We start from the raw sequence: 7,808 nt of genomic DNA, 5'->3' as shown, positions 1-7,808 counted from the left end.
ATACAGGGACTCAGGACTCAGGACTCAGGACTCAGGACTCAGGACTCAGGACTCAGGACTCAGGACTCAGGACTCAGGACTCAGGACTCAGGACTCAAATTACTCTTATAAAAGTAGGTAAATCAATAGCCAGTCACCAATTTATTAACCAATTAATCTTAAAGTTGAACCAGAATAGAGAATTAATGATTGATACTGCTCAAAACGCAAGCAATCACTTTAGCTTAAACGTGATGATGCGGACTTTCTATCCTGTATTCGCCTTGAATATGGTAAGCTGCGCCCCTATTTTTAAGTCTATTCACCGTAGGCTCACGAGAATTCCCACGCCTACTTCATTGTGTAAAGAGAATTGTGATGAACTTCGATTTAAATATGATCCCTACCACCTTTGATATGCTGCATGCTGGGCTCAGTGCATCAAGCCTTTTGCTACTTCTCATTGTGGTATCACGCAAATCAAAAGTCGTTGAGAAAGTTGTTGAAAAACCTGTCGAGAAAATTGTCGAAGTCGAAAAGCCGGTTGAAACGATTGTTGAAGTCGAAAAAATCGTAGAAGTAGAAAAAGTGATTGAGCGCGTAGTTGAAGTCGAATCTAAATTAGCGACAGCGCCAACCGATTCCGCCCTACAACTTTTGTCGTTAATGCAGCAAGAAGCTCGTCTGATTGACTTCTTAAATGAAGATGTCACCGCTTTTTCAGATGAAGAAGTCGGAGCCGCGGCGCGCGTGATCCACGCCGGTGGCAAAAAAGTCCTACAAGATTATATTCAACTCACGCCCATTCGCGGCGAAGATGAAGAAAGCCGAATTACCATTGAAGCTGGTTTCAACCCGCAAGAAGTTCGCTTAACGGGTAATGTGACGGGTTCAGCACCCTTTAATGGCACCTTAGTCCATAAAGGTTGGAAAGCAACGGCTATCACTTTGCCTAAATTGGCTGAACAATATGATGCTTCAATCATCGCACCTGCCGAGGTTGAATTGTAATGGAACAGACAGCGCCAAAATTTAGTATTGGTATTGACTTAGGCACAACACATTGCGTGCTCTCTTATGTTGATACACAGGATGAAAACGCTCGCGTTTCAGTAATGAGCATCCCTCAACTTACCGCGCCCGGTACGGTTGAAAGCCGTCATCAATTAGGCTCGTTTTTATACCAGCCTCATGAACATGAGATGAGCCCTGCCGCACGCGTTTTGCCTTGGTCGGCCGAGCCAAAAGCTTTAGTCGGTGCCATTGCGCGCAACCTTGGCAGTAAGACACCGATTCGTTTAGTCGCCAGTGCCAAATCATGGCTATGTCATGGTGGCATCAATCGACGTGATGCATTTTTACCCGTGGGTAGCAGCGATGAAGTGGAAAAGATCTCGCCATTAAAAGCCACTGAGTGCTATCTAGAGCATTTAAAAAGCGCTTGGGATCACGCTCACCCTGACTTCCCCTTAGCTACACAAGATGTCACGTTAACAGTACCCGCTTCATTTGATCCAGCCGCCCGAGATTTAACCGCTGAAGCAGCACGCAACGTTGGTTTTGAGCAATTAACGCTGCTTGAAGAGCCACAAGCGGCTTTATACAGTTGGATAGATAATAGCCACGATGCGTGGCGCGATGAAGTCAAGGTGGGTGACATTGTTCTCGTGGTTGATATTGGTGGGGGAACCACTGATTTATCCTTAGTGGAAGTGACTGAAGACGCTGGTAACTTAACGCTCAATCGGATTGCGGTTGGTGAGCACATTTTGCTCGGCGGCGACAACATGGACCTTGCCCTTGCTTACCGTTTAAAAATGAAATTGGTGCAAGAAGGTAAAGAATTAGCCCCTTGGCAAGTGCAAGCAATGACGCACGCTTGCAGAGATGCCAAAGAGGCGCTTCTTAATGACAGTGCCCTAAATTCCGTACCGATTGTGGTACCAAGTCGCGGTTCAAAACTACTCGGTACAACGCTTAAAACCGAATTGACTCAACAAGAAGTGCAACAAACCTTGGTCGATGGTTTTTTCCCACAAGTAAATATCACTGATCATCCCGTACAAAAAGCACGTGGCGCATTAACGCAAATGGGCCTTCCCTACGCGCAAGACGCTGGAATTACCCGCCATATCGCCGCGTTTTTGGCAAAACAAGCCCATGCAATGGGTGGCGACATATCCGCTCTAGAAAAATCCGCTCTGAATGATAACCCATTTGCTGGCATGCCCGGTATGGGCGAAGCTCCGGAGATGGATTTTATCAAACCGACCGCCATCTTACTAAACGGTGGCGTGTTAAAATCCGATTTATTAGCAAACCGTCTTCTCAGCACGATTAATGCTTGGTTGAGCACTGTGGGAGCACCACAGATGAAGCGCTTAACAGGCTTAGACCTTGATTTAGCCGTCGCATGTGGCGCAGCGTATTACGGCGCAGTTCGTCGTGGACAAGGTGTGCGTATTCGCGGTGGCATTGCCTCGAGTTATTACGTCGGTATTGAAAGTGCTATGCCTGCCATTCCGGGGATCGCACCGCCGATGGAAGCCTTGTGCGTCGCTCCATTTGGCATGGAAGAAGGAAGCAGTGTCCGCGTACCAAGCCAAGAGTTTGGATTGGTCATTGGTGAGCCTGTGCATTTTCAATTCTTTGGTTCAACAATACGCCGCGATGACGAAGCTGGCATGCACTTAGATTATTGGGCTCCAGAAGAACTTGTAGAGCTGCCCGAGATCCACGTCACCTTGCCTGTTTCTGAAGGACGTCGACAAGGCGAAGTCGTTCCGGTTCACTTAGCCTCAACGATCACAGAACTCGGGACACTTCACTTAGAAGCCATTGCGACCGACAACGGCCAAACATGGCACGTTGAGTTCGATGTGCGTGAAGATCCTCAAGTCACTCAATAATCCCCACACGGCATCTTCGGATGCCGTTTTTGAAATTCAGGAGCCTCCATGTCTTCTCCTCGCTTTCTCGTCGGTATCGATTTAGGCACCACCAATACTGTGGTGGCATTTTGTGAAATCACCGAATCGCTAGAAGACTCACCCGTGCATCTTTTTGAGGTCGACCAATTGATTGGCCCCGGTGAAGTGGTTCGAAAACCACTCCTTCCGTCATTTCGTTATCACCCAGCCGACGGGCAGATCGCACCTGATGCCCTATCGCTCCCTTGGCAAATTGAACCGGTTATGGGCGATAGCAAAGAGGTAATTATTGGCCAATGGGCAAGAGATTTAGGTGCAAAAGTAGAAGGGCGACAAGTATCCAGCGCGAAAAGTTGGCTCTCCCACCAAGGGGTTGATCGCAAGCAAGCCATCTTACCGTGGGCAGGCGCTCACGATGTGGCGAAAGTTTCCCCTGTGATTGCCAGCGCCAGTTATCTCAATCACATCCGGCAAGCATGGAACTACCGTCATCCAAGTCATCGACTTGAAGATCAAAACGTCATTATCACCGTACCGGCATCATTTGATGAAACGGCTCGTAAGCTCACCCTCGAAGCTGCAACACTGGCTGGCTTAAGCTCAATTGTACTACTTGAAGAGCCACAAGCCGTTTGCTATGACTGGTACGCACGTCACCGCCATTGTGCCTCACAGCAACTGCAATCACTCCCTTTGATCTTGGTTTGTGATGTGGGCGGTGGTACGACAGACCTCAGTTTAATTGAAGCGAAACACAGCGCAGACAGCCAACTTTCTCTTGACCGAATTGGCGTGGGCGAGCACTTAATGCTCGGAGGTGACAACCTTGATTTAGCATTAGCTCATCTAGCTGAGCAACGCTTTGACGGTTCGAAAAAATTAACCGCCGCCAGTTTGAGCAAACTAATTCAGCAAACTCGCCAAGTCAAAGAGCAACTCTTATCAAACCAAGCCCCAGAGCAGCTAAAAATTACGCTCCTTGGCAGTGGTTCAAAGCTATTAGGCGCAGCAAAAAGCATTTCCCTGACGAAACAAGAGGTGCATGAGATTGCACTGGAAGGCTTTTTCCCACTTTGCTCGGTACAAGAACGTCCAAATAAACGCCGCAGTGCAGTGGTGGAATTTGGTTTGCCCTACGCAGCCGACCCTGCCGTGAGTAAACATATTGCTGAATTTTTAGCTGAACACCAAGCCGTTTCTCGCCTTGCGCTCAAGCAAGAGTCAAACGCAACGGCCATTCCAGTTGGATTACTACTTAATGGCGGCGTATTTAATAGTGAGCTTATCACAAAGCGCATCACTCAATTATTGACCGATTGGCGCGGTTCACCGATCACCCTGCTTGATAATCCTCACCCTGATTGGGCAGTCGCACTCGGTGCTGTCGCGTATGGTAAAGCTCGCCAAGGTGCACAGCTTAAAATCGGCGGTGGATCGGCACGCTCTTATTTTTTACACCTGTCTGAAAAAAACAGTGCGGGACATGCTCTGTGTGTCTTGGCTAAAGGCACCGAAGAAGGACAAGAGATACGCTTAACCAGCCGTCGATTTTCACTGACGTTAGGTGAACCAGTACGCTTTAACATCCTGACCTCAACCCACGATATGTTTGCTGATCGCCGCGTTCAAAATGGTCTGTTATTGGCTGTTGAACATGAGCTTTTTACGCCATTGCCTCCTTATATAACGGCGTTAAAAGGAAATGATGCTGCTCTATTGCATGCTAACCAAAAGCAACGAGTGGAAGTTCAACTGGCTTGTCAATTAACTGAAGTCGGCACGCTTAAGATTGAATGTGTCAGTGTTGAGGACGAAAAAAACCGATGGCAACTTGAGTTTGAAGTTCGCAAGCACAGTGAGTCAGACAGTGAAATCCAACGTCATCCTCGCTTGTCAGAGGCGATTTCGCTCATCACACACCTTTATAGTGGCAATAAAAAAGCCTCTGATAACCAAGCCATAAAAACGCTTGGCAAAGATTTAGATAAGCTTTTAGGGCCACGTGATGAATGGGATTTCACCACGCTACGACCGCTCTTTGATGCATTTTCTCAAGGCCGTAAACGTCGACGTCGCTCAGAGCAACACGAGAAAAACTGGTTGCGTCTGGCTGGGTTTGCCCTGCGACCAGGATTTGGCGACCCAACTGATCCTTGGCGTATGGAACAGATGTGGAATCTGTATCAACAAGGTATTCAATTCCAAAATCATCAAGGCTGGAGCGATTGGTGGGTATTTTGGCGGCGTATTGCTGGCGGACTGAGGCAGGAGCAACAAGAAACGATTCTGGCAGATATCGCTAAGTATCTTCACCCTAGCGCAATCAAAAATCCAAAATCAGCTCAAGAAGCGCACGACAAAGGGTACGAAGCCATGGTACGGCTTGCCGCTTCGCTGGAACATCTAGAAGTGGAAGATAAAGTATTACTTGCCACGTGGTTTTTGAACAAAGCGATTAATCAAACTCAATGTGAACAAGCACACTGGTGGGCCGTTGGGCGGTTAACCTCTCGGACGCTACTGTATGGTAGTCAACATTCAGTCATCCCAAGAGCGCAAGTGGAACAATGGTTACCGAAGTTGCTTGATCAAAACTGGCAAAAAGAACCGATGATTGCCTTTGCCGCGGTAATGATGTGTCGCAAGACAGGAGATCGTCTTTTTGATATTAGCGATGATGTTCGTCAGCTCGTTTTAGCCAAGATAAAGCAGAGTAAGGTTCCAGAAACTTGGTTTACTTTGGTTAATGAAGTGCATGACCTGTCTGACACCGAATCCAAACGTGTCTTCGGTGATACTCTGCCAAGTGGGTTGATACTGCTTAAAAAATGAATCGACCTAATTTGACCACTCTCGTTGCTATGATGACGAGAGCGGTCAAAGATAACGCTGAATGTAGATTACAATTTCCTAAAAATCACTTCGCAATCCGTTTGCTGCATGTATTTTGGCGCTGGATAATTCCAAAACGCTTCACGAAAAGCTTGTTTGGCCAATTCTGGAATATGCTCTGGCATGACCCCCTGTAACTGTGTAGGTATATGCAGTGTGTGATTGAGCTCTTTCACATACCCAATGAAGGCGTCCGCTTTCATTGAATCGGTCAAATGTGGATCGGTTATTTTGAGTACGTCAGCCAGTTTAGCCAGCTTATCTTTCGCCGCCTCTTTGGAGTATTCCAATACATGTGGCAACACAACCGCATTCGCTAAGCCATGCGGGAAATGGTATTTCGCCCCAACCGCATGGGCGATGGCATGTGTATACCCTAAACTGGCTTTGGTAAAAGCAAGTCCAGCGTAATAAGAGGCCAGTGCCATGTTTTGTCTCGCCGTCAAATTTTGGCCAAAGAACGCCGCTTTTTCCAAGTTATCGTGGATCAGTTTAACCGCAGCGATAGCATAGCGATCAGTCTCTGGCGTAGCATTACGCGATATAAAGGCTTCCACTGCATGCGTGAGTGCATCCAACCCCGTTTGCGCAGTAATATGAGTAGGCAAGGCCATCATCAGCATCGGATCTAACGCTGCAATAAGTGGCACAAGTTTCGGGTCAGTAATCGGTGTTTTTTGCTGAGTTTGAGGGTCAGAAACCACCGCAATGACGGTCACTTCAGAGCCCGTACCTGCCGTGGTTGGGATCACAAACAGCGGCGCAGGTGTTTTCCATACTTTTAACAACCCCACTAAACGTTTGATCGACTTGCGGTTAGTAGCACAAGCGGCGATCACTTTTGCACAATCGATTGAAGAGCCACCACCAATAGCGACAACGCCTTGGCACTTCTCCAATCGATACTGATGGAGGCCGGCTTCAACTTGATCATAAGTAGGATCAGGCAATACATGGTTAAACACCACACAACTGACACCAACGCGCTCAAACTCAAAGGTCAGTTTTTTTACATAACCAAGCTTTTCAATGCCTTGGTCTGTTACGATAAGCACGCGTTCAATACCCATCAAAGAAACCGAATAACAGAGTTGCTTGAGCGATTCTTTACCAATAAACAAGGTTGGCTTGGAGATGGGCAGAATCGCTGCGGCCAATTTGAGCACTTTCATGTATAGCTTATGCTGCCACTGCTGGTACTTGATCTCCATGATTGGTCTCGAGTTGTGAAGTTCTATTAGCTAGACTAGGCAATACAACGAGTTATCTCTACCTAGAAAGTCAAATTTTGCAAGATAAGGCAAATAATCGCTGTTCATTATTAGATTTAACGCCAACTTAAGCTCGCATTTTAATGCAAACCTTGTAAAATCCACCTCGCTCACTTTTTATACTTATAATTGAAATCATTAGCTGAGTACTCTGCACATAATTTTATGTGTCATAAAATAATCGACACGTCGTTTGGCTTTCGTCTTTGAGGTGCATTCCCTGTACTCAAATGGCATTCAAAAATTGTATTTTATTCAACCAATTACTGTAGAAGTCATGAACGAAGATAAGTTTACCAATGTCTATCGCTTGCCTGGTTCATTGCAAATTCGCATAGCCACATGGCAGCAAACCTTTAAAGGCACTTCTGATTTAGTGCTTCATCAAGTATTAACCGCTAGAAATAATCAGTATAAACAGGCTGACTTTTGGCCTAAGGGCTGGTGTGTGAATCTGTTTGATGAGAGCGATATTTCCATTACGCAGCACGGTACCTACATTCAAACCAGTATGCGAACGATGATTGATCGCAAAATCTCGTATAAGCGCGTTTATCTCTCTCGACTACCTTTAGAAAAAGCCGAGCCCGCCTTGCTTCGCTTTAAGAAAGAGTGGATCCGCAACTACAATAATGTCGCCCAAGAGTATAACAAGAGGAAAAAGAAAGAGTTTATGGCCTTTGCCAGAGAAGAGGTCGAAACACTTTATCCTGCCATTCCTAAAGAACCTTTTGAT

5 protein-coding genes are annotated in these 7,808 nt (G+C 46.6%); 4 read left to right on the top strand and 1 reads right to left on the bottom strand.

Annotated elements, in window-relative coordinates:
• Positions 1–357 precede the first annotated feature (357 nt).
• From AACQ17_RS03540 to AACQ17_RS03530, 3 genes are read left to right on the top strand one after another with little or no spacing between them, the layout of a single operon-like run.
• The gene (locus AACQ17_RS03540; protein WP_026028849.1) at positions 358–990 is read left to right on the top strand and encodes a DUF2760 domain-containing protein; all 633 of its coding nucleotides are present in this window, start codon (positions 358–360) and stop codon (positions 988–990) included.
• Positions 990–2,888, top strand: coding sequence for an Hsp70 family protein (locus tag AACQ17_RS03535; protein ID WP_094148086.1), 1,899 nt, complete (start codon positions 990–992; stop codon positions 2,886–2,888). Before AACQ17_RS03540 ends, AACQ17_RS03535 begins: the two co-directional genes overlap by 1 nt.
• Before the next feature lie 48 nt (positions 2,889–2,936).
• Positions 2,937–5,741, top strand: coding sequence for an Hsp70 family protein (locus tag AACQ17_RS03530; protein ID WP_094148084.1), 2,805 nt, complete (start codon positions 2,937–2,939; stop codon positions 5,739–5,741).
• Positions 5,742–5,809: 68 nt separating this feature from the next.
• On the opposite strand, the gene AACQ17_RS03525 is transcribed toward AACQ17_RS03530, so the two are convergent.
• A complete protein-coding gene (locus tag AACQ17_RS03525; protein ID WP_094148082.1) occupies positions 5,810–7,012 on the bottom strand; it encodes an iron-containing alcohol dehydrogenase in 1,203 nt (400 codons plus the stop codon).
• A gap of 337 nt (positions 7,013–7,349) precedes the next feature.
• Between AACQ17_RS03525 and AACQ17_RS03520 the strand changes: the two genes are divergently transcribed.
• A partial coding sequence (locus AACQ17_RS03520) for a hypothetical protein (protein ID WP_240507662.1) occupies positions 7,350–7,808 on the top strand: 459 nt, incomplete at its 3' end.

Origin of the sequence: Vibrio sp. V10_P2A27P122 (assembly GCF_963874335.1) — a bacterium.
Taxonomy (GTDB): domain Bacteria; phylum Pseudomonadota; class Gammaproteobacteria; order Enterobacterales; family Vibrionaceae; genus Vibrio; species Vibrio anguillarum.
Note: the sequence above shows the minus strand (reverse complement) of the source record. Positions and strands in the feature narration are given on the sequence as shown.

Excerpts from the sequence above, each read along its gene's own strand:
- AACQ17_RS03535 (WP_094148086.1), top strand. The coding sequence starts at position 990 with ATGGAACAGACAGCGCCAAAATTTAGTATTGGTATTGACTTAGGCACA.
- AACQ17_RS03525 (WP_094148082.1), bottom strand. The coding sequence starts at position 7,012 with ATGGAGATCAAGTACCAGCAGTGGCAGCATAAGCTATACATGAAAGTG.
- AACQ17_RS03530 (WP_094148084.1), top strand. The coding sequence starts at position 2,937 with ATGTCTTCTCCTCGCTTTCTCGTCGGTATCGATTTAGGCACCACCAAT.
- AACQ17_RS03540 (WP_026028849.1), top strand. The coding sequence starts at position 358 with ATGAACTTCGATTTAAATATGATCCCTACCACCTTTGATATGCTGCAT.